The sequence below is a fragment of the Streptomyces sp. NPDC002018 genome, assembly GCF_042890865.1.
In the GTDB taxonomy this organism is placed as follows: domain Bacteria; phylum Actinomycetota; class Actinomycetes; order Streptomycetales; family Streptomycetaceae; genus Streptomyces.
Map to the genome: position 1 here is coordinate 265,791 of NZ_JBIASO010000008.1, position 23,224 is coordinate 289,014.

Consider the following 23,224-nt stretch of genomic DNA (forward strand, 5'->3'; position numbering starts at 1 on the left):
CCCGCTCCTGACCGCCTCGTACCGCCTGATCGCCTTGTACCGGTAGGCCCCCTGGCCGCCCCGCTTCAGGGCGCCCCGCGCTGTGAGCGCCCTGCCGTCAGGACGCCCTGCGCTCCTGCGGGTGGTCGCCCGGGTGATCGCTGATCTCCAGGTCGCCGGAGGCTCCGAAGGTCAGCCGGCAGGTGTCCGCGCGGTACGTCGCCACCGAGACCGCGGCCGTACGCCCGTCCACCACATAGCGCGTGGTGACCACGAGCACGGGAGCGCCCGGCAGCCGGTCCAGCGCCTTGGCGTCGTCCGCGCGCGCGGAGCCCAGCTCCACCGCGCGGTCCTGGCCGTCGAGGCAGAGCCGCTGGAGCTCGCGCAGCACGCTGCGGGCGCGGGCGGGGCCGGACGGCGCGTCGATCGCCGACAGCTCGGGCACGGACGAGGACGGTACGTAGAGCAGTTCGGTGGCGACGGACTGGCCGTGCGTGATCCGGATCCTGCGTACCGTGTGGACCTCTTCGCCGGCCTCCGTCTCCAGCAGCCGGGCCACGCCGGCGCCGACGGGCGCCAGGGCGCAGTCGATCGGCTGCCAGGCGTCCTGCGCGGCGCCCGGCCATTCGTGCTGGGCCGTCGAGACGTCCACACCCACCCGTGGCGGCGCGACGGTCGTGCCGACACCGCGGCGGCGCTGGAGACGCCCTTCCAGTTCGAGCTGTTCGAGCGCCTGCCTCAGCGTGGCGCGCGCGACCCCGAAACGGGCGGCCAGTTCACGCTCGTTGGGCAGGATCTCACCCACCGCGAAGTCGGAGTCGAGTGCTTCGCCGAGCACGGTCTTGAGGTGCCAGTACTTCGGCTCCGGCACTGTTTCAAGCTGCGTGGTCCCCACCCTGATCCTCCGCGATCGCCGTTCACCGACGGTTTTCCGTTTTCCGTGCCCTTGTTTATTAAAGGTTCCTGCACTAACTAGCGACGATAGGACCGCCTCTCCCGTTGGTCAAGACCAATCCTGCTTCGGTCACCGAGAGAAGTCACTCCCGGACTCAGGGTGTTCACACTACGTTCGTACGCCGGTGAGGCGTGTACGGCATGGAGCCCCGCGTCCGGAAAAGGGCACGGGGCTCGGTAACGCGTGGACCGGCGAGCAGGACCTACCGGGCGGACCGCCCGGTCACCAGTCCGCTGAGCTTGTCCGGATTCCGCATGATGTGGACGCAGGCCACCTTGCCGTCGGCGATCTCCAGTTGAAGGACGAGTTCCGGCCGTCCCTCGCTGAGGACGAGCAGCGCCACGGCCCCGTTGACCTCCGTGAGCCGGCGTTCGAAGTGGGCCCCGTCTCCGGCGACGGCGGCGAGGAACCGGGCCACCTTGTCCGCGCCTTCGAGAACCCGCAGCGGCGCCTTGGCCTTGCCGCCGCCGTCCCCGACGAGCCGGGCGTCCGGTGCCAGCAGACCGATGAGTGCGTCCAGATCGCCGCCGGCCGCCGCCGCGAGGAACCGCTCGGTCAGATCACGGCGTTCGGCGGGGTCGACGTCGTAACGCGGTCTGCGCTCCTCGACATGGCGGCGGGCCCGGCCCGCGAGCTGACGGACCGCCGCCTCGCTCCTGTCCAGCACGGCGGCGATCTCGCCGAACGGGAGGCCGAAGGCCTCCCGCAGGACGAACACCGCCCGCTCCAGCGGCGAGAGGGACTCCAGGACGACCAGGAGGGCGACGGAGACCGAGTCGGCCAGCACGGCGCGTTCGGCCGCGTCGGGCGCGACGGGACCGTAGTCGGTGACGACCGGCTCCGGCAGCCAGGGCCCGACGTAGGACTCGCGCCGCGCCTGGACCTGGCGCAGCCGGTCGATGGCGAGACGGGTGGTGATCCGTACGAGATACGCGCGCGGCTCGCGCACGTCCTCACGCTCCCGCGCACTCCAGCGCAGCCATGCCTCCTGCACCACGTCCTCGGCGTCGGCGAACCGGCCCAGCATGCGGTAGGCCACTCCGGTCAGTACGCTCCGGTGCGTTTCGAACTCGTCGGTGCTCGCCGTGTCGGTCGCCACCGTCCCATCCCAGCCCACGGCCTGTCGGCTGTCCAGGTGACGCGCGCATGGCACCGCCGCGCCCCTGCCCCGGCGGGTGCCGAGGCCGGTGGCGGGGCCGGTGACGGTGCCGGTGCCGGTGCGAACGGCCGGTTGTTCACACGGGGTTCGCGCGGTGGCCGCCACCGGGGACTAGGTATGGCGGGGACTAGGTATGGCTCGACACCCCCGGCCTCCACCTGCCCAGGAGACTCATCGATGGCGAACAGCCCCAGGAACACCACCTCCGCGTCCCCGGCCGCCGGCGCTCCCGGCCCGGCCGGCGGCGCGGACACTCCCGCCCGCCGCAGTGTGCTGCGCGGCTCGCTCGCGGCCTCCGCCGCGCTGGCCCTGCCCGGTGCCGCGCTCGTGGCGGCCGCCCCGGCCCAGGCCCGGTCAGGACGGCCGCGTGCCGCCTGGGGCGTACAGACCGGCGACATCACCACCTCCACCGGGCTGGTGTGGGTACGGTCCGACCGGCCCGCCCGGATGACCGTGGAGACCTCGGCCACCGAATCGTTCCGCCGCGCCCGTACCTGGCACGGACCCCTGCTCGGCCCCGGCAGTGACTTCACCGGAACGGTCCCGCTCGGCGGGCTGCCCGCCGGTGAGCAGGTGCACTACCGGGTGACGCTCGCGGATCCGCACGACCCCCGCCGTACCGGCGAGCCGGTGTACGGCACGTTCCGTACCGCGCCCGCGACCCGCCGCCAGGGCGTGCGGTTCCTGTGGTCGGGCGACATCGCGGGCCAGGGCTGGGGCATCAACCCGGACATCGGCGGTTTCCGGGTGTACGACGAGATGCGCCGGCTAAACCCGGACTTCTTCCTGTGCAGCGGCGACACGATCTACGCGGACGGTGTGATCGAGCCGAGCGTGACGCTGCCCGACGGGCGCGTCTACCGCAATCTCGTCACCCAGGAGAAGTCCAAGGTGGCGGAGACCCTCGACGAGTACCGGGGCAACTTCCGCTACAACCTGCTCGACACGAACGTCCGCGCGTTCAACGCGCAGGTGCCGTCCATCGTCCAGTGGGACGACCACGAGGTGCGCAACAACTGGTACCCCGGGCAGATCCTCGACGACGCGCGGTACACCGAGAAGAGCGTGGACGTGCTCGCCGCGCGGTCCACCCAGGCGTTCCACGAGTACTTCCCCATCTCCGCCACGGGAGCGCGCGGGGCGGACCGGCGTGTCCACCGGGTCGTGCGCCACGGACCGCTGCTCGATGTGTTCGTCCTCGACATGCGGACGTACCGCAACGCCAACTCGCCCGGCCGGCAGTCCGACGACACGACCGGCATCCTGGGTGCCGAGCAGCTCCACTGGCTCAAGCGCGAACTGGCGCGGTCCCGCGCGGTGTGGAAGGTCATCGCCGCCGACATGCCGATCGGGCTGGTCGTGCCGGACGGTACGGCCGGCTTCGAGGCGATCGCCCAGGGTGACCCGGGTGCCCCGCTCGGCCGGGAACTCCAGATCGCCGAACTCCTGCGGTACATCAAGCACCGGCGCATCACCGGCACGGTGTGGCTGACGGCGGACGTCCACCACACCTCGGCACAGCACTACGAGCCGGAGCGGGCCGCGTTCAAGGACTTCGCGCCCTTCTGGGAGTTCGTGTCGGGGCCGCTCGCCGCGGGCCAGTTCCAGGCCAGCGCCCTCGACGCCACCTTCGGTCCCGACCGGGTGTATGTGAAGGCGCCGGAGCGGGCGAACGTCTCGCCGATGGAGGCGCCGCAGCTCTTCGGTGAGGTGGACATCGACGGCGGCAGCGGCGAGCTGACGGTCCGTCTGCGGGCCGAGGGCGGCGCGGTGCTCTTCACCAAAGTGCTCCAGCCGGGCCGGGTCGGGCAGTAGCCGACGGGGGCCGGGGCGCGGGCGGCCGGCATCGGCGACCCGCCCGTACTCCGGCCACCCGGCCGTATCCAGGCCGTACCCAGGCCGTACCCAGGCCGTATCCAAGCCGCGCCCCGTCCTCGCCCCGTCCTCGCCCCGCCCGTGCCGTGCGGTGTCCCCTGCGCGGGTGCGGGGCCTGCGCTCCCTCGTCAGAGGCCGATTGTCAGTGCCGGGATCTACCGTCCTTTCCATGACGCGATCCACGCAGGCGATGGCCTACTCCCGTCCGTCCGCCCTGGAGAGTTCCCCCGGCGGGCGGCTGCTCGGCCTGGAGACCTCGGGCGGGCTGACCCCCACGGGCGCCGAGGCGCACCCCCGGTTCTTCTCGGGCTTTCTGGCCTCGCCCAGGGCCGCCGCCCGGGGGCTGCTGGCGGTCGCGGATGTCGCGGGCGCGCGCTACTACCAGCGGATGGTGGGCGGTTCGCTGGACCCGGTGGTGACGGGGAACGGCGACCGGCTGCGCTTCGAGTCGTTCTCCGGCTGCTGCGGGGTGTACGCGAGGCTGGACGTGGAGCCGGACGGGCTCGACGGCGCCCGGACGGGGCACGGCACCACCAATGTGGATGTGAACAGCCCGCTGCGCGAGGCCCTGTCCCGGATGGCCGGTGACGATCCGCTCCATCTGCGGGTGGGTCCGGACGAGTTGGCGGTCACCACCGTCGATGGGCCGGTGGTGGAGAAGAAGGTTCCGCTGCCCGACCGGTGGCTCCGGGGCTTCGCCGAGGCGCAGGTCGTCTCCGCGGGGTTCGATCTGCGGGCCGAGCTGAGCGCCGGGGAGGCCGTCCGTTTCCTGCGTTCGCTGCCGCGGGGTTCGGGTACGGCCTCGCGCGGGGCGCAGTGGGTCGTACCGGCGGGAAAGACCCTGCGGCCGACCACGCGGCCGGTGCCGGGAGCCGTCTGTCTGCCGGGGCCCGAGCGGCTGGCCGCCCTCCAGCGTGTGCTGCGGGACGCGACGGCGCTGCGGGTGTACGGACCGGTGGCGGACGGCGGCGCGCCGACGGCGAGTGCCTGGGAGGCGGTGCTGCCGGGGATGCGGCTCACGCTCACCCTGTCCCCGAGTGCGGCGCGCGGATTCTCGGGCGAGGGCGGGGTGCTGGAGGCGCTGGCCACCGGGGAGGCGGCGGAGGACGCCGAGCTGGTGTCCGTACTGCTGGCGTGGGAGCCGCGGATCGATCCGGCGGAGCTGGCCGCACAGGCGGGGCTGACGGTCGAGCGGGTGCGGGCGGCGCTGACCCGGCTCGGCACGGCCGGGCGCGTCGGCTATGACCTCGCGGACGCGTCGTACTTCCACCGCGAGCTGCCGTACGACGCCGATCGCGCCGAGCGGCACAATCCACGGCTGGTCTCGGCCCGTGCCCTGCTCTCGTCGGGGGCGGTGGCGCTCGACGGCGCACTGGCCTCGGTCGCCTCGGGCGAGCGGCGTTACCAGGTGCGGGAGGCCGACGGTGTGCTGAGCTGCACCTGCCGGTGGTGGGCGGAATACCGGGGCCGGCGTGGCCCGTGCGCCCACGCGCTGGCCGTCCGGATGGCGCGGCGCGAGGCCGTCGTGACGAGCGGCGTGACGAGCGGCGTGACGAGCGGCGGTGCCCGATGAGCGAGCTGCTCGACGCGGTGAGGGCCGGCCGGGCGCAGGACGTCCCCGGGCTGGTCGAGCCGCTCTCCCCTGCGGACCGCAAGGCGGCGCTGCCGGAGCTGAAGGCACTGCGCCAGGAGATGCGCGGCTGGCCCTGGGGGCAGTGGCGCGAGCGCGGGAAGGCGGGGTACGCGCTGCTGCTGGCGGGGGCCGGCTGCCATACGGGGGCGGCAGCGGCGGCTGCCTGGATCGGTGCCGGTGATCTGCGCGCGGGGCGCCGGCTCCCCCACCGTGAGCTGCTCGAACTGCTCTCGGGACGGGATCCCGCCTGGCTGGGGGATGTGGCGCACCGGCTCGCGGGACGGCCGTCGACGTCCCGGCTCGACTACGAGCTGATCGCGGGTCTGGTGGGACTGGCGGGCTGTCCGGCACCGACCGCGGACGGCTTCGTGCACGGCTGGGCCGAGGCCGCACAGTCGTCCGGCGGGCTCCTGGCCGTGCTGCGGGCCGATCCCCTGGTGCGGATCATGGTGCCCCTGCTGTTCGACACGGCCGAACTGCCCTCCCCCCTGGCCTGGTACGGCAATGCGGAGGATCCGCGGCACTGGCCGTCGGTGCTCGCCGTCCTGGCCGAGGAGGGGGTGGTGGAGCGGAGTCTGCTCGTGGACTGCGCCGTGGCGCGGCTGCTGCGCGGCGGCGCGCCCGGCGATCTGGGCTTCTTCCTGAACCTGCTGCGCCGGCTCACACCCACCGCGGACGAGGAGCGCGAGCATCTCGCCGACTGGATGGGTATGGCCGCGGACGGACCGCCGGCCGTGGCGGGGTACGCGCAGGACGTGCTCGGCCGGCTGGCGCTCTCCGGTGATCTGCCCACGCGGAGCCTCGCGGACATGTCGGGATCGGTGCTGTTCCGGCGGGAGAAGAAGCTGGTCGGGGCCCACCTGGTGCTGCTGGGCAAGGTTCTGCGGGCGGACGGCGGCGCCGCGGATGAGCTGCTGCCCGTGGTCGCCGAGGTCTTCGGGCATGAGGACACCGCCGTCCAGGAGCGTGCGCTGAAACTGGTGGCGCGCCATCTCGCCGCCGTGGACACGGCGCGGCGCGCCGAGCTGGCAGCGGCGGCGGCTTCGTTGAGCCCGGTCCACCGGGCGCGCGCCGTCGAGGTCTTCGGCGCCCTGCCGAGCGAGCCGGATCCCGTCCCGTACGAGGAGATTCTGCCGGTCGTGCCGCGCTCACCGCGGTCCGCCCCGGCCCCGGCCACCCTCGCCGAGCTGGTCGAGGAGGTGGTGGTGCTGGTCGCCTCGCAGGGCGACGGCCCGGACGCGACGGTGTTCGAGCGGACGCTGGACGGGCTGGTGCGGCACGCCTACCGGGACCGCGCGGCCGTGGCCGGCGCGTTGAGGGACGCGCTCGCGCACCGCTGGTGGCTGGACGACGCGTCGCCACGCGACCGGGACCTGTGGTTCTCGCGGAGTCCGTACGGCGTGGAGGTGGTGGCCGCCTCGCTCTGTGAGCGGGTTTCCCTCAGGGCGCTGCGGGACACCGGGGCACGGGCGGCGGTACGGCAGTCCTGCGCGCACACGGTGCTGGACGGGGTGGTCGAGGCGCGGCTGTGGGAGGTGGCCTTTCTCGTGCGCACCAGACCGTTGCCCTTTCTGCTCGCCACCCCGACGCGGGAGACGGGCGCGCTGGACGCCGATGTGCTGGTCGAGCGGCTGAGCGAGTACCAACGGCTCTGTGCCACCCCCGCTCCGGTCGACTTCGCGCAGGCGCTGCTGAGGGTACGGCGGGACGGTCATCCGGAGGCGTTGCGCGCCGCGGTGGCGCTCGGCACCCCGGAGGCCGAGCGGCTGGCCGCCTGGCTCACCGCCGACAGGACGGCCCTGCCCGCACTCGGCGTCACCGAGGAGCGCGGGCGCCGGGGCACGGGCGGGCGGGACGCCGGCGGGCAGAACGGGGCGTTCCGCCGATGGCCGGCGTCGGGATCGCGGACGGCGCGGAGGCTGGCCGCGGCCATGGAACGGCTGGTCGTCCGCAGTGAGTTCCCGCCCGCGTTCCGCCGGCTGGCCAGTCCGGAGCGCCCGGCCGGAGCGGGGTGTTACCACTGGGGCGGGGAGCGGAACGACAACTGGCCGGCCGTGCTGCCGGAGGACCGGGACACACTCGCCGGCTGGCTGCTGCCCATGGTGGCGGCCTGCGCCGAGGCCGACCAGCGGGGCGGCGCCTGGTGGCTGCCCCCGCTCGCCGAGAGCGACGGCCTCGCCGGTCCCCGGCTGCACCGGGCGCTGGCGTACGGGCTGGGCGCCCGGCATCCGCGGGACCGGCTGTCGTCCGTGGACGCGCTGCTGGTGCTGGCCGCCCGGGGCGATCTGGACGGCCCGCTGCTCGGGCGGGAGCTGGCCACGCTGGTGATGTCCGGGGCGGTCAAGGTCAACCGACTGGCCGACGCCGCGCGCACGGCCGCGGCGACCGGTGCGTATGCGACGGTCTGGTCGGTGCTCGGCGCCGCGCTGCCCGGTCTCCTGGCCTCCGGCGCCACACGTTCCGGTTTCGGGGAGCTGCTGTCCGTGGCCGCGGAGTGCGTGGAGCGCTGCGGCGCGCGCGGCACGATACCGGGACTGGCCGAGTCGGCCGGTCGCGGGGGCGGGTCGCGCGTCGTCGCCCAGGCGGCCCGGCTACTGGCCGCATTGCGTCAGGGAAGCGATCATTCCGCGCCACATATGGCCGAAGATCGCCCAAAAGGGAACAGATCCATCCTTAACCCATCAGTCACAAACCGTTCGTGATCACGCAACACCATTCCGTCAGAGTGAGGTCATGACCAATGTGACGTCTGCGAAGAGTGTCCGCCGCCCCCACCACTGGCGGCGGGACCTCGTCGAACTGGCCGCTCTGTTCACCGCGGTGGCGGTCGCCGACTCCGTGGCGAACATGATCGCGCATGGACCCGACGGTGCGTTCCTGCTGTTCGCCTCCGCCCTCACTCTGATCGCCACCGCCGCCTTCCACACATGGTGGGCACGGAGACACGGTCATGCCCCACCGGTATCCGCTCCCGCCGGCGCCGTGACCGGTGCGACGACCGCCGCCGCCCTGCCCGTGCCGGGGCTTCCGGACCCCCGGACCGGAGCGGTGGTCTCGCCGGACCGGACCGAGACGGCGCTCTGGCGGATGCGGACCACCGTACGGGACGAGCCCGGGAGCCTGGCGGCGCTGTGCACGGCGTTCGCCACGCTCCACGTGGACATCCTCACGCTCCAGACGCATCCGCTGGCCGAGGGGACGGTGGACGAGTTCCTGCTGCGTGCCCCGGCCGCGCTCCAGCCGAAGGACCTCATCGGCGGGGTCGCGGCGGCGGGCGGCAGCGGCACCTGGATCGAGCGGGCCGACGCGCACGATCTGGTGGACACCCCTACGCGGGTGCTCGGTCTGGCCACCCGTACGGCGCTCGACGGTGCGGAGCTGCCGCTCGCGCTGCGCCAGTTGCTGGGCCGCTGCACGATCCACTCACGGCCGGCCGTCCCGGTCACCGGCCGTGCCACGGGTGAGAGCGCGCCGGTCGAGGGCGTGCTGGACGGGACGGAGATGCGGCTGCACGACCCGAACGGCGGAAGCATCACCGTCGAGCGTCCGTATCTCCCCTTCACCCCCACCGAGTTCGCGCGGGCCCGCGCCCTGGTCGAGCTGGACGCCCGGCTCGGCCCGCGCATCCCGCGCAGCCAGGACGTACTCACGCTCCCGGAGGGCGAGGAAATCACCGTACGGCGCGCCGATCACGACGATCTCGACGCCGCGCTCGCCATGCACGGCCGCTGCTCCGACCGCACACTGAGCCAGCGTTACCACGGCCCCGTGGGCGACGCGGACCGCTATCTCCAGCATCTGCTCAGCCCGCGCTTCGGCCGTACGCTCGCCGTCGAGTCGGCGTCGGGGCGGCTGGTGGCCCTCGGGCATCTGCTCTGGGACGGCGACGAGACCGAGGTCGCGCTGCTCGTCGAGGACGCCTGGCAGCGGCGCGGTATCGGCTCCGAGCTGCTGGGCCGGCTGGTCGGGCTCGCCGTCGAGGCGCACTGCACCAGCGTGTACGCGGTCACCCAGGCGTCCAACACCGCCATGGTCGCGACCATGCGTGACCTCGGGCTGCCGCTCGACTACCAGATCGAGGAGGGCACGCTGGTCATCACGGCCCGGCTGGACCCGGCCTCCGTGTCGATGCTTCCGCCCTACGGGGACTCCGGTCTCTTCGACCACGAGCAGGCCGACCGCTGAACGGGAGCACCGCTGAGCGGGAGCGGGCGACCGCCGAGCGCGCGGGCCGGTACGGACGCCGCGCGTGCCGTGCCGTGCCGGGACCTCGGGCCGTGCCGGGACCGGGCCCCCTGGGCCTGACCTCTCGCCCCGGCCCTCGCCCCGGTCGGCCTCGCCCCGGTCGTCGGCCGATCCGCCGCTGCCACGGAAACCGGGAGGTGACGGGGGAGGTCCCTCTTGGAGAGGATGGCCCGCATGTCAGACACAGCCGGCAGCGCGCTGCCCCGCCAGGTCGCCGACGCCTACGTCGACGCACTCGTCGCACTCGATCCCATCACCGGCACCTACCTGGGCGTCGCGGAGAGTTCCCGCCGCCTTCCCGATTTCTCCCCCGCAGGTCAGGACCGTCTCGCCCAGCTCGCCCGGGAGACCCTCGCCCGGCTCGACCTGGCCGAGACGCTACCGGGCGCGGACACCGACGCCGAGCGTCGCTGCGGCCGGCTGCTGCGTGAGCGTCTGACGGCGGAACTGGCCGTCCACGACACCGATGAGGGGCTGCGCAAGGTCAGCAACATCCACTCCCCGGCACATCACATCCGCGATGTGTTCGCCGTGACCCCGGCCGGGACGGACGAGGACTGGGCGGCGATCGCCGAGCGGCTGCGGGCCGTGCCCGCGGCGCTGGAAGGTTTCCGCGCGTCGCTCGCCCTGGGACTCGAACGCAAGCTGTACGCGGGGCCGCGCCCCACCGCGACCTTCGTCGGCCAGCTCACGGCATGGGCGGGCGAGGACCGTGGCTGGTTCGAGGACTTCGCCTCGGCGGGCCCCGACTCCCTCCGCACCGAACTGGACGAGGCCGCGCGCGGGGCCACCGCCGCCGTCGCGGAGCTGCGCGACTGGATGCGCGAGGTGTACGCGCCGGCCGTCGAGGACGCGCCCGATGTCGTGGGCCGCGAGCGCTATGCCCGCTGGGCGCGCTACTTCAACGGCACGGACCTCGATCTGGACGAGGCGTACGCGTACGGCTGGTCCGAGTACCACCGGCTGCTCGCCGAGATGCGGGCCGAGGCCGGGAAGATCCTGCCCGGCGCGGGCCCCTGGGAGGCGCTCGCGCATCTGGACGAGCACGGCGCGCACATCGAGGGGGTCGACGAGGTCAGGGAGTGGCTCCAGAACCTCATGGACGAGGCCATCGAGGCGCTGGACGGCACGCACTTCGAACTCGCCGAAGAGCTGCGGAAGGTGGAGTCCCGGATCGCCCCGCCCGGCGGAGCCGCCGCGCCGTACTACAGCAGCCCGTCCGAGGACTTCTCCCGGCCCGGCCGCACCTGGCTCCCGACCATGGGCGCCACCCGCTTCCCCGTCTACGACCTGGTGTCCACCTGGTACCACGAGGGCGTGCCCGGCCACCATCTCCAGCTCGCCCAGTGGACGCTCGTCGCCGACCGGCTCTCCCGCTACCAGGCGACCGTCGGCATGGTCAGCGCCAACGCCGAGGGCTGGGCGCTCTACGCGGAGCGGCTCATGGACGAACTGGGATTCCTGCCCGACGCGGAGCGCAGGCTCGGCTATCTGGACGCGCAGATGATGCGTGCCTGCCGGGTGATCGTGGACATCGGTATGCACCTTGAGCTGGAGATCCCGGCGGACTCGCCGTTCCACCCCGGCGAGCGCTGGACGCCCGAGCTGGCACAGGAGTTCTTCGGCAACCACAGCGGCCGCCCCGCCGACTTCGTGGAGAGCGAGCTGACCCGCTATCTCTCGATGCCGGGCCAGGCGATCGGGTACAAGCTGGGCGAACGCGCCTGGCTGCTCGGCCGGGAGAACGCCCGTAAGGCACACGGCGACGCGTTCGACGCGAAGGCGTGGCACATGGCGGCGCTGTCGCAGGGCTCGCTGGGGCTGGACGATCTGGTGGAAGAGCTCTCCAGGCTCTGACGCGTGGGGGCCCGGCCCGCTCTGACGCGTGGGCCGGGCCCGGCCGGAAGGTACGGGCCCGGCGGCGTCAGCCGACGCCCCAGGGCCCGGCGCGGCTCCCGACGGCCACCGGCCACCGCCACAGGCCACCGTCCGCCGTCCTGGTCAGCGGCGGAAACCGCCCTCCGAGTCGATGACCTGACCCGTGATCCACTCGGCCTCGTCGGTCGCGAGCCAGGCGATCAGCCGGGCCGGGTCGTCGGGCATGCCCCAGCGTCCGCCCGGGAACCGCGCGGCGACGGCCTCGTACGCGGAACCTGTCAGATAACCGGTGTCGACGGGGCCGGGGTTGACGGTGTTGACCGTCACCGCGAGATCCGCGAGCGAGGTGGCCAGGGACCGGGTAGCGGAGGCGAGGGCTCCCTTGGCCAGAGCGTATGCGAGCTCCTCCGGCATCCCGGCGCCGAGATCCTGGCCGGACGTCATCGTCACGACCCGGCCGCCGGGCGTCCGGGCGGGGAGCTTCGCGCGCAGCCGCGCGTACGCCTGGACGAGAAGGATCACCGACCGGGTGTCGGTCGCCCAGTGCGCGTCGAGCATCGCCGCGTCGACGGTGTCGAGCGTGCCGTCGTGACCGCTGAGCGCGTGGTTGGCGACCAGGATGTCGAGCCGGCCGCCGAGCGCCTCGGCGGCGGTGCCGATCAGTTCGGCGGGCCCCTCGGCCCCGGACAGATCCCCGGGCCCGTGCACCACCCGCGCCGCCGGATCCGCCTGTGCCCGTCGCACCTGGGCGACGACTCCTTCCGGCCCTTCGGGATCCGCGCCCCACGGCTGGCCCGCGTCGTGCGGCACATGGTGATGGAGGTAGACGCTCGCGCCGTACGCGACCAGCCGCCGCGCGACCGCGCAGCCGATGCCGGCCCGGCGGCTGGCGCCGGTCACCAGGGCGGTCCGCCCGCGCAGCGGCAGCGGGTCACGGCGCATGTCCGGGTCCGGGAGCGCTTCAGCACCCTCAGCACCCTCAGCACCCGAGCGGTCACCACCCGCGGGGCCGGGACTTGCGGGACCTGCGGGACCTGCGGGACCGGGGGGATCAAGTGGGGTCATGGAAGCCCATAGTCGTCGGCGCGGCGGTGGGTGTCACACGGATATCCCAGTGCGAGGCCGTGCGCCACGAGCTCCCGACGCGCCGCTCCGCCGGCCGCCCACCGCCCCACGCCCCGCCCGGTCTGCCCCGCCCGGTGTGCCGCGCCCTACACCCCCGTCGCCGTCGCCCGGTGGCGCACCGCCGAGCCGTGCCGTTCCTTGACGATCTCCAACTGCGTGGGGATACGGCGGCGCAGATCGGCGACATGGCTGACGATGCCGACGCTGCGGTCGCGCTCCCGCAGCGCGTCCAGGACATCAAGGACCTCGTCCAGCGTCTGGTCGTCCAGACTGCCGAAACCCTCGTCGATGAAGAGGGTGTCCAGCCGTACGCCACCGGCCTCGTCGGTGACCACGTCCGCGAGACCGAGCGCCAGGGCGAGGGACGCGAAGAAGGTCTCGCCGCCCGAGAGTGTCGCGGTGTCGCGCGCGCTGCCCGTCCAGGCGTCGATGACCTGGAGTCCCAGCCCGGACCGGCGCTGCCCGCCCGCTCTGGCGTCGGAGTGGACGAGGGCGTAGCGCCCGGAGGACATGCGCTGGAGCCGTACGGTGGCCGCCGCGGCGACCTGTTCCAGCCGGGCGGCCAGGACGTAGGACTCCAGACGCATCCTGCGTTCGTTGTCGGCGGAGGTGCCCGCGGTGAGTCCGGCGAGGCGGGCCACCCGGTCGTACTCCTGCCGCACCGGGCCGAGCCCGCGTACCTCCGACTCGGCGAGCCGGGAGAGTCTGGCCAGTTCGGCACGGCGGTCCCGGGCGGTGACGGCGGCGGCCGACGCGTCCCGCAGGGCCCGCTCGGTCCGGTCGTGGGCGGCCTGCGCGGCGCCGGTGTCGGCGGGCGGCCGCGCGGCGGCGTCCCGGGCGTCCAGTTCGGCGAGCCGGTCGGCGATCGCGGCGGCCTCGGCCTGGAATCCGTCGAGGCGGTGCTGGAGTTCACGCCGGTCGGCATGGGTGAGCAGGGCCGCCGCGGCGGCCTGCGGGGTGTCGAAACCGGCCCGGAATGCGGCGCTCGCGAGCCGGCCGTCGGCCTCCTTGAGCCGCAGCGCCGTGGTGTCGGCCTCGCGTACGGCCTCGGCGGCCCCGGCGAGCCACCGGGCCCGCCGTTCGAGCTGTTCCGCGCGGTCGGCGACGGTCTCCGCGTCGCCCCGGGCACGGTTCAACTCGGCTCGCAGCGCGCTCTGTTCGCGGTCGAGGGCTTCGCGCCGCGAGGTACGGGCGGCGACCCGGCGTTCGGCGTCCTGCCGCGCGGCGAGCCGGCCCTCGTGCTCGCGCTCGGCATGGGCCAGCGCCTCGCGGGCCGTGTGCGTACCGGCTGCGAGCCGGTGCGCCTCGGCGTACTCCCGTTCCAACGCGGTCGTGTGCGCGGCGAGTTCGGTGACGGCGGCGGCTCCGGCCGCCTCGCGGGCCGCCGCGTGCCGTTCCACGAGCGCCACATGGTCGCGCTCGGCCCGGTCACGGATCCCGGCCGCTCGCTGATGGGCCGTCAGCGCGGCTTCCTCGGCGGCCGGTTCGACCTGTCCGGCGGCGGCGCGCGCGGGCTCGGGGTGGGCGGCGGAGCCGCAGACCGCGCACGGTTCGCCGTCGACGAGCCGGGCGGACAGCTCGGCTGCCATGCCCCGCAGCCGCCGCTCCCGTAGATCGAGCCATGTCTCATGGGCGGTGTTGGCCCGCCGCGCGGCCTCACGGAGCCGCCGCTCGGCCTCGCCGGTCTCCGCTTCGAGGCGGTCGCGGCGGCGGGCGGCGTCGAGCCGTTGCCGGGCGGGTTCGAGCCGGCCCGCGATTTGTTCGGCGCGGGTCGCCGCCTCCTGGGCGGCCTCGATACGGTCCTGTAGCGCCCGGCGTTCGCTCTCCCAGCCCGCCAGCCAGCCGGCCGCGTCCTGGAGGGTCTCCTCGTCGGCCCGCGCCTGCCGGTCCAGTTCGGCGCGTTCGGCCGTGATCTCCGCGCTGCGCGCCTCGGCGCGCCGGGCCGCGTCGAGGGCGCCCAGCTCCTGCCGCACCGCCCTTTCGAGGGAGGCCAGTTGCTCGGCTCCCGCCTCGACGAGATCGGCGGGCAGCAGCGCCCGGGTGCGGTCGTACTCGTCGGACGCCGACCGGTGCGCCCGCTCCGCCTCGTCGCGCAGCGCGAGCGCGGGGGCGACCAGCTCCGCCTTGTGGGCGCGTTCCAGCACCGCCTGGCCGCGGTCGCGTTCGGGGCGGCGGGCTTCGAGTGCCTCGGCGCGCCGGCGGGTGTCGGCGAACCGCCGCTGGAGCCGGTCCAGTTCCTGGGCATCGTCCAGTGCGCGCCGGGCGGCGGTCCGCCTGCTCTCGGCCGCGGTGAGCGCCGACTCGGCGATGTCCGCCCGTTCCCGGGCGGTGGAGCGGGCGATCGCCGCCCACTCCAGGACGGACCCGGCGAGTCCGGCGTCACCCGGCTTCCGCTCGGGCAGCGAGGGGGCCGAACTGCCCTCCGAGGCCTGGGCGATGCGCTGGGCGACACCGAGCAGCCGTTCGTCCCCCGCGCGGACCCGGTGTTCGGCGGCGCGCCGCAGCTCGGCGAGCCGCTCCTCGACCGCCGCGAACCGGCGGGTGTCGAAGAGCGTGCCGAGGAGCTTGCCGCGCGCTTCGGCGTCGGCGCGCAGGAAGCGGGCGAAGTCGCCCTGGGGCAGCAGCACCACCTGGCAGAACTGCTCGCGGCTCATCCCGAGCAGCCGGCCGATCTCCTCACCGATCTCCTGGTGGGAGCGGCTCATCGCCCGCCATGCGGCGCGCTCGGCGTCGTACTCGCGCAGCCAGCTCTGTGCCTTCTCCGTGGTGAGGCCCTTGGCGCGCTTCTTGGGACGCTGCTGGGCGGGCCGCCGGGTGATCTCCAGCCGCCGTCCCGCCACGGTCAGTTCGAGCGCGACCTCGGTGGGGGTCCCGGTGGAGGCGTGGTCGCTGCGCAGCGGAGCCCCGGGGCTCTGCCGGGCCCCGGGCACGGCCCCGTACAGCGCGTAGCAGACCGCGTCGAGCACGGAGGTCTTGCCCGCGCCGGTCGGCCCGTGGAGCAGGAAGAGCCCGGCGGTGGAGAGCGCGTCGAAGTCGACGGTCTGGGTGGTGGCGAAGGGGCCGAAGGCGGTGACCGTCAGCCGGTGCAGTCTCACCGGCTCACCTCGCGTGCCTCGGCGTCGACCCGTACCTCGTCGAAGGCCTCGCTCAGCACGGCGCGTTCGTGTTCGTCGGGTCCGGCCCCGCCCCGTACATGCGCCACGAAGTCCTCCGCGATCTGCTGGTCGGTACGGCCGGCGAGCCGCTGGGCGTACGAGGCGAGCGGGTCGTCGTCGCCGCGCCCGGGGTCGAAGACCAGGCTGAGGGTGTGCGGGAATCGCCCGGTGAGCCGTGCCATGGGATCGGCCGGGCGCACCGGATCGGTGAGGGTCGCCTCGACCCAGGAGTCCTCGTGGCGGGTGAGTCCCGGATCGTCGAGCAGCGCGTCGAGGGTGCCGCGGATCCTGGCCAGGGCGCGCGGCACCGGGCAGTCGATCCGCTCGGCGTCGATCCCGCCCTCCGGGCCCAGCTCCACCAGCCACATGGTCTTGCGGTGGGCGGTCTCCGAGAAGGAGTACGCGAGCGGGGAGCCGGCGTAGCGGACGCGTTCGGTGAGGGTCTGGCAGCCGTGGAGATGGCCGAGGGCGACATAGTCGGCGCCGTCGAAGACGCCCACGGGCACGGCGGCCACTCCCCCGACGGTGATGTCGCGCTCGCTGTCGCTGGGGGCGCCGCCCACCACGAAGGCATGCGCGAGGACGACGGAGCGGGTGCCGGGGCCGCGTTCCGCGAGGTCGGCGCGCACCCGCTCCATCGCGGCACCGAGCACCGCCTCGTGTCCGGCCTTCGCCGTCGCGAACTCGTCGCGCACCAGGGCGGGTTCGAGATACGGCAGACCGTAGAAGGCCACCTCGCCATGGGGGTCCGCGAGGAGTACGGGGGTACCGCAGCCGGCCGGGTCGGTCCGCAGATGGATCCCGGCCCGCCCCATCAGCCCGGCGCCTACGCCGAGTCTGCGCGCCGAGTCGTGGTTGCCGGAGATCATGACGGTCGGCACGCCGGCGTCGGCGAGACGGTGCAGGGCGCGGTCGAAGAGTTCCACGGCGGCGAGCGGTGGTACGGCCCGGTCGTAGACATCGCCCGCGACCAGGACGACGTCCACCTCGCGCTCCCGGACGGTCGCGACGAGATGGTCGAGGAAGGCGGCCTGGGCGTCGAGCAGGCCGACGCGGTGGAACGACCGTCCGAGATGCCAGTCGGATGTGTGCAGGATCCTCAAATGAAGGCCTCGCCGCCCAGTTCCAGTACGGCCGTCCCGGCCGTGGTGTCGGCGAGCCAGGCGCGGAAGGACGCCAGGTCCGCGTCCGGCAGGCCGATCCCGATGGTGACCGACTCGCCGTACCGCACCTCGCGCACGGTACGGCCCGTGGCGCGCAGATCGTTCTCCAGCCGGCCCGCGCGCTGGTGGTCGACGGTGACGGTGGCGAGCCGGAAGCGCTGCCGTGTCACGGTGCCCAGGGCGTCCAGGGCTTCCCCGACCGCTCCTCCGTACGCCCTGATGAGCCCGCCCGCGCCGAGCTTGACCCCGCCGTAGTAACGGGTGACGACCGCCGCGGTGTAGCGCACCTCACGTCGCATCAGCATCTGGAGCATCGGCGCCCCGGCCGTCCCGCCGGGCTCTCCGTCGTCGCTCGCCCTCTGCACGGAGGCGTCGGCGCCGATCACATACGCGAAGCAGTTGTGGGTGGCCGTCGGATGCTCCGTGCGGACGCGGGCGACGAACTCCTGTGCCTCCCGTTCGCTCGCGACGGGCGCCAGCGCGCAGAGGAAGCGCGACCGGTTGATCTCGGTCTCGTGCGCACCCGCGCGGGCGACGGTCCGGTACTGCTCCTGCATCCCCCCACCCTATGCGGCGGGGCCGGGCGGAAGTGGCCGGGGCGTACGGTCCGTTCTCCTGGCGACGGAGGCCGGCCGCGAGTCGGCGAGGCCGGCGTCCCTCCGGCTGTCCCGGGAGTTCCGTCCGGCTCTCCCGGGGAGTTCCGGCCGCCTCTCACCGGGAAGTTCTGCTCAGCTCCGGGACGGTTCCGTTCCGTCCCGGGGCGGCTGGGTGGCGGTTTCGAGGAAGAAGTTGTCGATGCCCTGGACGGCGGCGATGAACTCGTCGAGGTTGACGGGTTTGGCGACGTAGGCGTTGGCGTGCTTCCGGTAGGCGTCCTGGACGTCGTCCGGGGCCGCGGAGGTGGTGAGCACCACGACGGGGATGCTGCCCAGGGACGCGTCGTTCTTGAGGACGGCGAGCAGTTCCCGGCCGTTCATGCGGGGCATGTTCAGGTCCAGGACGATGAGGTCGGGCCGTGGCCTCGCCGGATCGCGGAGGTATTCCAGGGCGGCGATACCGTCGGTGACCTGGTTGATCGTGCGGGCCATACCGCGTTCGACCAGAGCGTCTTCGATGAGCATGGCGTCGGCCGGGTCGTCCTCGACGAGGAGGACCCCGTAGCTGAGGTCGGTGGCGAAAGCGTTCATGGTGGGGCTCCCGGGCTTGGGCGTGGGTAGGGGGCGTGTGGCGGGGCGTGCGGTGAAGACCAGTCCGGGCCAGCGCCGTCGGGCGCCTTGACGGCTGATGCCCCATGCGTCGCCGAGCTGGGGGTAGGTGGCGCCGGCCCGTGCCGCCGCTTCGGCCTCCAGGTGGGCGCAGTGGGCGACGGCGCGGTTCAGATAGGCCAGGACGCGAAGCCGCCCGAGCGGGTCGTTCCGCGTCGGCGCCAGGTCCGCGGTCGCGCCGGCGGTACCGCTCCGCACGGCCAGGTGGTGTGTCAGCTCCGTCACTGCCCTCTGCGCGAGCGTGGTCATCTCGTCGTGATCAGCGGAATTGGTCAGGTCAGCGCCCATGCACGCACTGTAGCGCCCACTTTACCCACGACAACTGTTGTTGTCAGGCAAGGGTACGCTGTCCGCGGCCCGGCCATCGACCGGGCCCCGTGACGAGGAGACACCGCCGTGCGCAGTGAGAGCCGGGACCACACCGAGAGCCGGGACCACACCGCCCCGGCCGCCAGGGCCGCGAAGCCCCGCCGGCTGTCGGGATGGACGACACGCCGGTGGCTGGCGGTCTGTACGGCGCTGGCCCTGGCCGTGCTGCTCGGGCTCGTGCTGTGCGGGGCCTGGATCTTCGCGCGCTCCACCGCGATCAACAACCGGCTGGTCGACCGTTCCACACCGGCCCTGATCGCCGCCGTGCGGATGGAGAGCGCGCTGATCAACCAGGAGACCGGAATACGCGGCTACGGGATGACCGCCCGCCCCGAGTTCCTCCAGCCCTACCGTGACGGCATGGCGCAGCAGCGGGCGGCGGAGCGGAAACTCGGCACACTCGCCCAGGACGACACCGGCCGGCGGGATCTCGCGGAGGTCCGCCGCCGGGCGGAGGAGTGGCGGACCCGGATCGCCGAGCCCGTCGCGTCGGCCTCCTCCCCGACCTCCCTGGACACGGAACGCGCCGAGGAGGCCAAGCGGCTCTTCGACGCGCTGCGTACGGCGATGTCCGCCCAGCAGCGACATCTGGAGACCGAGCGCGCCGACGCGCGCGCCGACCTGCTGGACGCGCGAGCCCTGCGCAACTGGACCTTCACCGCCATCGCCGCCGTCATCCTGGGCCTGGCCGGCGCTGTCTTCATCGGTCTGCGCCGCGGCGTGACCGACCATCTGGACCGGCTGTCGGCCGACATACGCACCGTCGCCGCGGGCGACTTCGCCCACCGCGTCACCGGCTCGGGACCGGCGGACCTCCGTCTGCTCGCCACGGACGTCGACACGATGCGTGCCAGACTCGCGGACGAACTCGCCTTCCGCGACAGGACACAGGCCACCCTCGCCGCCCAGGCCGTCGAACTGCGCCGCTCCAACGCCGAACTCGAACAGTTCGCCTACGTCGCCTCGCACGACCTCCAGGAGCCACTGCGGAAGGTCGCCAGCTTCTGCCAGCTCCTGGAACGCCGCTACAGCGAGCATCTGGACGACCGTGCCCGTCAGTACATCGCCTTCGCCGTGGACGGCGCCAACCGGATGCAGGGCCTCATCAGCGACCTCCTGGCCTTCTCCCGCGTCGGCCGGCTCCAGACCGAGCACGTCCCCGTCAACCTGGAGGACGTCCTCAACCGCACCACGTACGCCCTCACCACGGCGATCGAGGAGTCGGGGGCGCTCATCACCCATGACGCCCTGCCCACGCTCCCGGGCGAGCGCACCCAGCTCGGCATGCTGTTCCAGAATCTCCTCTCCAACGCCATAAAATTCCGTTCCCCCGACCAGCCGCCCCGTATCCACATCACCGCCGAGCACACCGACGGCGCCTGGAACTTCTCCGTCACCGACAACGGCATAGGCATCGACGGAGAGTTCGCCGAGCGTGTTTTCGTGATGTTCCAGCGCCTGCACACCCGCGAGCAGTACGCGGGGAACGGCCTCGGCCTCGCCCTGTGCAAGAAGATCGTCGAGTACCACGGCGGCACCATCACCCTGGACACCGGCCACACCCCCGGCACCCGCATCGTCTTCACCCTGCCCGACACCGAAGCCACCGGCGAGAACTGACGCAAGCCACGGCCACCGGCAGGCGCGGCCGAGAGCCGCGCGACGGCGGACGCGAGCCTTGCCGCCGTGTTTCGGAGGCCCGCCGGGAATGGCACGGGGGCGACGGTCGTTGCTCTGTGCGACGTACATACGACCCGTGGAGGCACGACGTGGACAGCGAGACGGACACCGTCCGCAGGATTCTCAACGAGCTCGGCGACACCTGGGCGATCGTCGGTCTCTCCTCGAACGAGCAGCGCGCCGCCTACGGAGTCGCGAAGGTCCTTCAGCGCCACGGCAAGCGGATCGTCCCGGTGCACCCGAAGGCCGAGACGGTGCACGGGGAACCGGGCTATCCGTCCCTCGACGCCATTCCCTTCGACGTCGATGTCGTGGACGTCTTCGTGAACACCGATCTGGCGGGCGCGGTCGCGGACGAGGCGGTCACGATCGGCGCCAAGGCGGTCTGGTTCCAGCTCGGCATCATCGATGAGGCCGCCTACGAGCGCACCCGCGCCGCAGGCCTCGACATGGTGATGAACCGCTGCCCGGCGATCGAGCTCAGTTCCTCGCACTAGCGTGGACGATCTGATGCGCTCCTCCCCCGTCGGAACAGGGCCGCAAGGCCCTGCGGCCGGATCGGGTGAGGGCGTGGATCACCGGGAACCCGCCTTGGGGTGGGGGTGCCGGCGGATCTCCACCGCCAGGTCGACGGCGTGGGACGGGTCGTACGCGGGCCCGCCCGCCTCCGTCGCCTGACGCCACTGCCGACTCAGGGCGCCGCAGATGTCGCACCCGGGGTAGGGCTTGGGCGGCTGGACCACCGCGGGCTCCGTCAGATGTACAGCACGCGGCTGCGTCGTGATCCTCTGTACGCCCGCGTACTGATGGTCCGGGGTCGCCATCGCGTCACACCTCCGCCGTGTCGGTGCGTGAAGCTTCGCGACACCGGAAGATGATCTCCAGGGATGCTGCGTCCTACTTCTGCGACGCTAATCCGCTACGCCGACGAATTCGGCCAGGGGCCGCAGTCCTGGAGGCCGTGCGGGCAGCTCCCACAGATCGCGGACAATGGACACGGCCAGCGTGTGATGGCGCATCCACGCCGGAGCCACCCGGCGGAGAGATTCCAGCGCCTTGACGGCACCTTCGGCGTCCCCCAGATCTGTATGTGCCCGCGCGACGTCCAGAAGCAACCATGTGCGCCATGAGGGCGGCGTGTCTTTCGACAGACGCATGCCCTTGGCCAACTTCAGGGCGTCCTCAGGGCGGCCGTGCTGAACGGCGAGCCGGACGCGTTCGATGCGGACGGACGACTTACTGAAGACCGACACCATGCGGTTGTCCTGGGACGCCGGGAGCGTGCTGACGCGCTCCGCCTCTTTCTCCGCGGCACGCATCATCTTGTCGGCCTGGTCATAATCGCCGCTGCGGGCGTAACTGGTGGCCGCGGACATCATCAGCCCGCCCCAGACTTTGACGCTTTCGGCCGTTACAAGCCCTCCGGACCTCACCCGGTCGGCCGCGTACCGGGCCACCGTGATTGCGTCGGTGAGCCGGTTCTGACGCTGGTACGCCCACGCCACGCTGTTGCAGACCATAGGCGTCAGGAGAGGGTCCGCCGACAACTCCGCCTCTGCTATCGCCCGCTCCAGGCTGATGATGGCGAGGTCGGTCTTCCCCAGCCGGACGGCAAGGTGGCCACCAAGCTGAAGAGACTTCCCGAGGGCGGCGTGAGCACCTTCCCCGCCGGCTGCCACGAGACATCGCGCCGCGGCGATGATGTCGGGGAGCGTCTTCATGAGGCTGTCGAAGTCCGCGGCGTGGTACTCCGACCACGCGTCGGCGATGCGGTCACGCAGGGCGGCCACGGACAGCCCCTCCGCCCCCGCGCAATCCGGTCCTGAGGCGAACGGCGTCGGGGTGATCGCCCGTCTGAAGGCCACCAGGGCCGGTGAGTCTCCGTCGCCCTCGGACCGTGCGCCTGGCGGGTCTCCCAGCAGCGTCGTCAGCTCGACACCGAGGCCGTTGGCCAGGGCGTGCAGGGTCGGGAGCCGGGCGGAGGACGTCCGCTTCTGCTCCAGCTTCCTGATGACGTCAACGGACACGTCCGAGCCTTCGGACAGCTCTTCCTGGGTCAGCCCGGCCAGTTTACGGAGGCGACGCAGTGTGTCGCCAAGGTGCTCGCTCACCGTGAAACGGTACTTCGATGATGCTCCGCGGGGGTACCGACGCAAAAAGCCCTCCGCCTCGTGCGGCGTGGGCTCAGATGCCGAGGCCGTCCAGGACCGCCGCGCCCGGCAGGGCCGCGAGGGACTTGCCGGGGACGATCAGTTTGCCCCGGCGGCGGCCGCTGCCGATCAGGACCCATTCGGTGTCGAGGACCGCGGAGTCGATCAGCAGGGGCCAGCTCGCGGGCAGTCCGATCGGTGTGATGCCGCCGTACTCCATGCCCGTCTCGCCGACCGCGGTGTCCATCGGGGCGAACGAGGCCTTCCGCGCGCCGAGTTGGCGGCGGACCGCGCCGTTGACGTCGACACGGGTCCGGGACAGCACGACACAGGCCGCGAGCGTGGTCTCGCCGCCGCGCCTGCCCGCCACGACCACGCAGTTGGCCGACACGTCGAGCAGTTCGGGGCCGTAGTGCTCGGCGAAGACCGCCGTGTCCGCGATCGCCGGGTCGGTGTCCACGTACACCAGTTGCTCGGCGGGAACGTCGCCCCGCCACGCGCGTACGGCGTCGGCGACGGGCGGGGTCAGCAGGTCGAGGCAGTCGGGCGCCGGGGCGGCGTTGTCGAAATGTCCGAGAGGAGCACGCATGGAT

Annotated in this window: 17 protein-coding genes; 7 read left to right on the forward strand and 10 right to left on the reverse strand. The window is 73.1% G+C overall.

The window, feature by feature from the left end; all coding sequences use genetic code 11:
- Nucleotides 1-97 precede the first annotated feature (97 nt).
- Nucleotides 98-874, reverse strand: a complete 777-nt coding sequence (locus ACFYYH_RS16040; protein ID WP_388551013.1) for a GntR family transcriptional regulator — start codon at nt 872-874, stop codon at nt 98-100.
- A 262-nt stretch (nt 875-1,136) separates the two neighbouring features.
- On the reverse strand, nt 1,137-2,033 hold the full coding sequence (gene sigJ, locus ACFYYH_RS16045) for an RNA polymerase sigma factor SigJ (RefSeq protein ID WP_388551015.1): 897 nt from the start codon (nt 2,031-2,033) through the stop codon (nt 1,137-1,139).
- Nucleotides 2,034-2,270: 237 nt separating this feature from the next.
- Here sigJ and ACFYYH_RS16050 point away from each other — a divergent pair, with 237 nt between their 5' ends.
- The 5 genes from ACFYYH_RS16050 (at nt 2,271) to ACFYYH_RS16070 (ending at nt 11,703) form a co-directional block, all read left to right on the forward strand.
- Nucleotides 2,271-3,908 carry an alkaline phosphatase D family protein gene (locus tag ACFYYH_RS16050; protein WP_388551017.1) on the forward strand — a complete coding sequence of 546 codons (1,638 nt, stop codon included), beginning with the start codon at nt 2,271-2,273 and terminating at the stop codon, nt 3,906-3,908.
- A 229-nt stretch (nt 3,909-4,137) separates the two neighbouring features.
- On the forward strand, nt 4,138-5,541 hold the full coding sequence (locus tag ACFYYH_RS16055; RefSeq protein ID WP_388551019.1) for an SWIM zinc finger family protein: 1,404 nt from the start codon (nt 4,138-4,140) through the stop codon (nt 5,539-5,541).
- A complete protein-coding gene (locus ACFYYH_RS16060) occupies nt 5,538-8,303 on the forward strand; it encodes a DUF6493 family protein (RefSeq protein ID WP_388551021.1) in 2,766 nt (921 codons plus the stop codon). The genes ACFYYH_RS16055 and ACFYYH_RS16060 overlap by 4 nt, the downstream gene beginning before the upstream one ends.
- Nucleotides 8,304-8,334: 31 nt before the next feature.
- Entirely contained in the window at nt 8,335-9,786 is a 1,452-nt protein-coding gene (locus tag ACFYYH_RS16065) for a GNAT family N-acetyltransferase (RefSeq protein ID WP_388551023.1), read from the forward strand.
- 234 nt (nt 9,787-10,020) lie between these two features.
- Nucleotides 10,021-11,703, forward strand: coding sequence for a DUF885 domain-containing protein (locus tag ACFYYH_RS16070; RefSeq protein ID WP_388551025.1), 1,683 nt, complete (start codon nt 10,021-10,023; stop codon nt 11,701-11,703).
- Nucleotides 11,704-11,847: 144 nt separating this feature from the next.
- Here the strand turns inward: ACFYYH_RS16070 and ACFYYH_RS16075 are convergent, their stop codons facing one another.
- The 5 genes from ACFYYH_RS16075 to ACFYYH_RS16095 all read right to left on the reverse strand — a co-directional run bounded on the left by ACFYYH_RS16075 (nt 11,848) and on the right by ACFYYH_RS16095 (nt 18,720).
- On the reverse strand, nt 11,848-12,666 hold the full coding sequence (locus tag ACFYYH_RS16075; protein WP_388551026.1) for an SDR family oxidoreductase: 819 nt from the start codon (nt 12,664-12,666) through the stop codon (nt 11,848-11,850).
- A gap of 269 nt (nt 12,667-12,935) precedes the next feature.
- A complete protein-coding gene (locus ACFYYH_RS16080) occupies nt 12,936-15,944 on the reverse strand; it encodes an AAA family ATPase (RefSeq protein ID WP_388551028.1) in 3,009 nt (1,002 codons plus the stop codon).
- Nucleotides 15,941-17,107 carry an exonuclease SbcCD subunit D gene (locus ACFYYH_RS16085; protein ID WP_388551030.1) on the reverse strand — a complete coding sequence of 389 codons (1,167 nt, stop codon included), beginning with the start codon at nt 17,105-17,107 and terminating at the stop codon, nt 15,941-15,943. Before ACFYYH_RS16085 ends, ACFYYH_RS16080 begins: the two co-directional genes overlap by 4 nt.
- Nucleotides 17,104-17,724 (reverse strand): YigZ family protein, encoded by a 621-nt coding sequence (locus tag ACFYYH_RS16090; RefSeq protein WP_388551032.1) that lies wholly within the window; start codon nt 17,722-17,724, stop codon nt 17,104-17,106. Before ACFYYH_RS16090 ends, ACFYYH_RS16085 begins: the two co-directional genes overlap by 4 nt.
- 171 nt (nt 17,725-17,895) lie before the next feature.
- A complete protein-coding gene (locus ACFYYH_RS16095; protein ID WP_388551034.1) occupies nt 17,896-18,720 on the reverse strand; it encodes a response regulator in 825 nt (274 codons plus the stop codon).
- 108 nt (nt 18,721-18,828) lie between these two features.
- Between ACFYYH_RS16095 and ACFYYH_RS16100 the strand changes: the two genes are divergently transcribed.
- Entirely contained in the window at nt 18,829-20,421 is a 1,593-nt protein-coding gene (locus tag ACFYYH_RS16100; RefSeq protein WP_388551036.1) for an ATP-binding protein, read from the forward strand.
- Between the two features lie 149 nt (nt 20,422-20,570).
- Entirely contained in the window at nt 20,571-20,978 is a 408-nt protein-coding gene (locus tag ACFYYH_RS16105; protein ID WP_388551037.1) for a CoA-binding protein, read from the forward strand.
- 78 nt (nt 20,979-21,056) lie between these two features.
- Here ACFYYH_RS16105 and ACFYYH_RS16110 read toward each other — a convergent pair whose 3' ends face one another.
- From ACFYYH_RS16110 to ACFYYH_RS16120, 3 genes are all read right to left on the reverse strand, one after another.
- Nucleotides 21,057-21,305, reverse strand: a complete 249-nt coding sequence (locus ACFYYH_RS16110; protein ID WP_388551039.1) for a hypothetical protein — start codon at nt 21,303-21,305, stop codon at nt 21,057-21,059.
- 87 nt (nt 21,306-21,392) lie between these two features.
- On the reverse strand, nt 21,393-22,592 hold the full coding sequence (locus ACFYYH_RS16115) for a helix-turn-helix domain-containing protein (protein ID WP_388551041.1): 1,200 nt from the start codon (nt 22,590-22,592) through the stop codon (nt 21,393-21,395).
- Nucleotides 22,593-22,665: 73 nt separating this feature from the next.
- Nucleotides 22,666-23,220 carry a YbaK/EbsC family protein gene (locus tag ACFYYH_RS16120; RefSeq protein ID WP_388551043.1) on the reverse strand — a complete coding sequence of 185 codons (555 nt, stop codon included), beginning with the start codon at nt 23,218-23,220 and terminating at the stop codon, nt 22,666-22,668.
- Nucleotides 23,221-23,224 lie beyond the last annotated feature (4 nt).

Coding starts and splice junctions, on each gene's coding strand:
- ACFYYH_RS16050 (WP_388551017.1), top strand. CDS start 2,271: ATGGCGAACAGCCCCAGGAACACCACCTCCGCGTCCCCGGCCGCCGGC.
- ACFYYH_RS16055 (WP_388551019.1), top strand. CDS start 4,138: ATGACGCGATCCACGCAGGCGATGGCCTACTCCCGTCCGTCCGCCCTG.
- ACFYYH_RS16060 (WP_388551021.1), top strand. CDS start 5,538: ATGAGCGAGCTGCTCGACGCGGTGAGGGCCGGCCGGGCGCAGGACGTC.
- ACFYYH_RS16065 (WP_388551023.1), top strand. CDS start 8,335: ATGACCAATGTGACGTCTGCGAAGAGTGTCCGCCGCCCCCACCACTGG.
- ACFYYH_RS16070 (WP_388551025.1), top strand. CDS start 10,021: ATGTCAGACACAGCCGGCAGCGCGCTGCCCCGCCAGGTCGCCGACGCC.
- ACFYYH_RS16075 (WP_388551026.1), bottom strand. CDS start 12,666: ATGCGCCGTGACCCGCTGCCGCTGCGCGGGCGGACCGCCCTGGTGACC.
- ACFYYH_RS16090 (WP_388551032.1), bottom strand. CDS start 17,724: ATGCAGGAGCAGTACCGGACCGTCGCCCGCGCGGGTGCGCACGAGACC.
- ACFYYH_RS16095 (WP_388551034.1), bottom strand. CDS start 18,720: ATGGGCGCTGACCTGACCAATTCCGCTGATCACGACGAGATGACCACG.
- ACFYYH_RS16110 (WP_388551039.1), bottom strand. CDS start 21,305: ATGGCGACCCCGGACCATCAGTACGCGGGCGTACAGAGGATCACGACG.
- ACFYYH_RS16120 (WP_388551043.1), bottom strand. CDS start 23,220: ATGCGTGCTCCTCTCGGACATTTCGACAACGCCGCCCCGGCGCCCGAC.